Source organism: Streptomyces sp. NPDC090021, from assembly GCF_044748225.1.
Lineage (GTDB): Bacteria > Actinomycetota > Actinomycetes > Streptomycetales > Streptomycetaceae > Streptomyces.
The window spans coordinates 1-3481 of the sequence record NZ_JBIVFO010000012.1 but is presented as its reverse complement, the minus strand read 5'-3'; the positions used below and the strand labels follow the sequence as shown (position 1 = coordinate 3481).

Genomic DNA, 3481 nt, shown 5'->3' with positions numbered 1-3481 from the left:
TCCCTGCGTACCGCCCTGGGTGTTCCCATTACCGCCACCCTGCGTACCGCCCTGGGTGTTCCCATTACCGCCACCCTGCGTACCGCCCTGGGTGTTCCCATTACCGCCACCCTGCGTACCGCCCTGGGTGTTGCCGGGGTTGTTGCGCTTCTTCTTCTTGCCGTGGTGGTTGCCGTCGTGCTTCTTGTGGTCGTGCTTGCTGTGGGTGACGACGCTTTCCACCGAGGTGGTAGGGGCCGCCATCGCGGAGGACGCAGGGATGAGGATCCCGCCGGCGATCGCAGCAGCGGCTACGGCGGTCGCGAGGCGGAAGCCTCGGCGCTTGGGGCGGGACTCGGGCGTCTCGAACTTTCGGTTCATGGTGTTTCTCCTGATCGAATCGGAACCTGAAAGGCTCCGGGTTTTCGGGGCCTCCGCGATGGTGGGGATTGTTCGCATCGCGTCTGCGGCCTCATTTTCTTTTCCGGTGGGGCCGCATATCCAGTAGGCCGGTTCGCCGCACCGGCGGTCACGTTCCGTGAATTCGGGGCTTGACGTTTCCGTCGGCGCGGGTTAATCGGGATTTCTGCTGCCGTGAGGCGGGCGGGGCCGGGCTGTGGGGGCCCGGCCGTTCGCGGTGCGTCCGTGGTGGCGTGAAAACGATCATCGGGGCGGTTACCGGGCGGGGTGCTCCCTATGCTGACGGCCATGCTCGACATACCTCTTTCAGCGCTGGAAGTCGCGATGGTGCAGACGGGCACCCGCGCCGTGGACACCCTGCGGGACACCGCGGCCTTCGCGCAGGGAGTGGAGCGGCTGGGCTATCACCGTCTCTGGTACGCGGAGCATCACCACTCCCCCGCGATCGGCGCGTTCCCGCCGGTCGTGCTGACGGCGCACGCCGCGGCCTCGACCTCGGTGATCCGTCTCGGTTCGGGCGGGGTGCTGGCCCCCAACCACGCGCCGCTCGTGCTGGCCGAGCAGTTCGGGACGCTGGCCGCCCTGCACGAGGACCGCATCGACCTGGGCATCGGCCGGGGGCCGGGCACCTTCGACGAGGGCATCGCCCGGGCGCTGCGCCGCGGGGCGGGGCCGGCGACGGATGCGGAGTACCGCGGCGATGTGGCCGCGGTCCTGTCGTTCCTGGTGGAGGAGGTCGCGCTGGGTCCGCTGCCGGAGCCGTGGCTGCTGGCTTCCAGTGCCGCGGGGGGTGCTCTCGCCGCGGCCCTGGGCCTGCCGGTCGCGGTCGCGCATCACATCCGTCCGGACAACACCCTTGCGGTCGTGGAGGGTTACCGGGCGGCTTTCACTCCGTCCCGGTGGTGCGAGCGGCCGCGGGTGCTGCTGTGCGTGGAGACGGTGTGCGCGCAGACGGAGGAGGAGGCGGTGTGGCGGGCGGGGCCGATGAACGTCGTCAAGGCCGGGCTCCTGCAGGGACTGAGCCGGACGCCGTTCCCCACGCCCGCGCAGGCGGCCGCGCATCCCTTCACGGAGCAGGAACGGCAGGCGCTGGACGGTTTCCGTGCGCAGCAGGCGGTCGGGGCGCCCGAGGCGGTGGTGGGGCGGCTCGCGCAACTGGCCGGTGAGACAGGGGCGGACGAGCTGATGCTGGCCACGCCGGTCTACGACCTGCGGGAGCGGATCGGTTCCTACGAGCTGGTCAGGAAGTACTGGGGGCGGTGACGGCCCCGCCGGGGCGGCCGGGCGGGGGCGGCCGGGCGGGGGCGGCCGGGCGGGGCGGTGATGTGCCGGCGGGGTGGCCGGTCCGGGTGGCCGGGTCCGGGTGGCCGGCGGGGTGCCGGTTTCCCGTACGCGGGGATCGTTTCCGCAGGTGCGTGCGAAGGGGCGGCGGGGGCGGCTGTTACAGGCTGTTGAACCCGTTCGGCGCAGGGGTGCGGGCCGTGGCCGGGGGCGGGGTGCGGGGCGCGGGGAGGGCTGCTGCGCAGGCGTGCCACCGGCCGGTGGTGAACTGCCGTGCCGGGGGCGTCAATCCGGGTTTGACGGTTGCCCGCTACAAGGGAGGGCTACGGAGATATCCGGATTGGGAAACAGGGGGCGGGCGGGCGGTGTCCGGGTGTGCCGGGCAGCCAGAGTGTGGCTCCTCGGCCAGTGGCCGGGAATCGTTTCGAGCCCGGCCGGACCGCATCCGCCCGTGCATGCGGGTGTGCATGTCGCCGGTTCGGGCCGTCCGCTGACGTCGAAGGGGTCCATCCTCCATGTCCGCTTCCCCCGCCATCCGCCGCATCCTGGCAGTCCTCCTGGCCGCCGGCACCCTGGCCGGCGCGGCCGCGCTGCCCGCCGCGGCCGACGACCACCGCCGCGACCACCGCCGCGAGCGTTCCGGCCTCGTCATCGGCGACGTCCGGTACGACAGCCCCGGCCGGGGTGAGCGCTCCAACCGCGCCCTGAACCGCGAATGGGTCGAGATCAGGAACACCGGCCGCCACAGCGTCAACCTCCGCGGCTACACCCTCACCGACCAGCAGGGCAACCGCTACCGCTTCCCCGACTTCCGCCTGGACGGCCGCTCCGCCGTCAAGGTCCACACCGGACAGGGCCGCGACACCCGCCACGACCTCTACCAGGACCGCAACCGCCAGATCTGGAACGACCGCGACACCGCCACCCTCCGCGACCACCGCGGCAACGTCGTCGACACCGAGTCCTGGGGCCACCGCGGACACCACCGCCGCGGCTGATCCCGCCCGGCGGTCGCCCCGACGGGGACGGTGACCGCCGGCTGCCGGGGTGCCGGGGTGCCGTGGCCGGGGGGCCGCGGCACGCCGTACCCGTGTCCGTACCCGTGTCCGTGCGTACGGACATGCGTGTGTCCGTGTGTGTCCGTGTCGGCTGGGGTGGGTGCGGGCGCGTGCATTCGGGTGGCGGCGTGCCGTGTCGGACCGGCGGTGCGGGCCCGGTTCGCGATGCTGGGCCGGGCGCGGCGTCGCTGACGCCGCCTCTTTCCTCGTGTCCCCTTCCCCTGCTCTCTGTCCCACGCTGAGAAGGAGTACGGCATGCCGACGGACCCGGTCGGGCGTTTCCTCGCGGTGCTGGAGCCGCACCGGCGGGAGGCCGTGGCGGGCATGCCGCGCGAGGAGCAGGAACGGCTCGCGGCCGCCTGGGAGGAGGAGTTGGGTTCGGACGACGAGCTCGACACCCTCGACGAGCTCTCGCCGCCCGCGGCGGAGGCCGAGGCGGCCCGTCGGGTGATGGACCGCGAGGCCTGATCCGGCCCGGGTGGCGCGCTGCCGGGGCGGGTGGGCAAAGGGCTGGCGGGCGGGGCCGGGGCTGGGGAAGACTGCGGCGGTGCGTGATCGTCTGGAAGTGTCCTCGGGGCTGCGGCTGCGGCGCTGGTCGTCGGCGGATGCCGGGGCGGTGCTGGTGGCGTTCGCCGATCCGGTGATGTCTTGACATCCTCCCCCAGCTAAAGGCAGGGGGATTCCAACCCCTGTCGGGGCTGAGGTTCACGGGCATTCGACCGCTTGCGCGGTGTTGCCCCTCC

The 3481-nt window shown here is 72.7% G+C and carries 3 protein-coding genes and 1 pseudogene; 3 read left to right on the top strand and 1 reads right to left on the bottom strand.

Annotation, left to right across the window (positions count from 1 at the left end; genetic code table 11):
* A pseudogene (locus ACIPXC_RS11605) lies at positions 1 to 360 on the bottom strand (hypothetical protein); the annotation flags it as partial.
* A gap of 327 nt (positions 361 to 687) precedes the next feature.
* Between ACIPXC_RS11605 and ACIPXC_RS11600 the strand changes: the two are divergent.
* From ACIPXC_RS11600 to ACIPXC_RS11590, 3 genes are all read left to right on the top strand, one after another.
* Positions 688 to 1662, top strand: a complete 975-nt coding sequence (locus ACIPXC_RS11600) for an MsnO8 family LLM class oxidoreductase (RefSeq protein ID WP_401615900.1) — start codon at positions 688 to 690, stop codon at positions 1660 to 1662.
* 533 nt (positions 1663 to 2195) lie between these two features.
* Positions 2196 to 2678, top strand: a complete 483-nt coding sequence (locus tag ACIPXC_RS11595) for a lamin tail domain-containing protein (protein ID WP_401615898.1) — start codon at positions 2196 to 2198, stop codon at positions 2676 to 2678.
* 315 nt (positions 2679 to 2993) lie between these two features.
* On the top strand, positions 2994 to 3206 hold the full coding sequence (locus ACIPXC_RS11590) for a hypothetical protein (protein ID WP_386464795.1): 213 nt from the start codon (positions 2994 to 2996) through the stop codon (positions 3204 to 3206).
* Positions 3207 to 3481: the final 275 nt, after the last annotated feature.

Bases quoted from the DNA above. Each gene is read 5' to 3' on its own strand.
- ACIPXC_RS11600 (WP_401615900.1), top strand. From the start codon at position 688: ATGCTCGACATACCTCTTTCAGCGCTGGAAGTCGCGATGGTGCAGACG.
- ACIPXC_RS11595 (WP_401615898.1), top strand. From the start codon at position 2,196: ATGTCCGCTTCCCCCGCCATCCGCCGCATCCTGGCAGTCCTCCTGGCC.
- ACIPXC_RS11590 (WP_386464795.1), top strand. From the start codon at position 2,994: ATGCCGACGGACCCGGTCGGGCGTTTCCTCGCGGTGCTGGAGCCGCAC.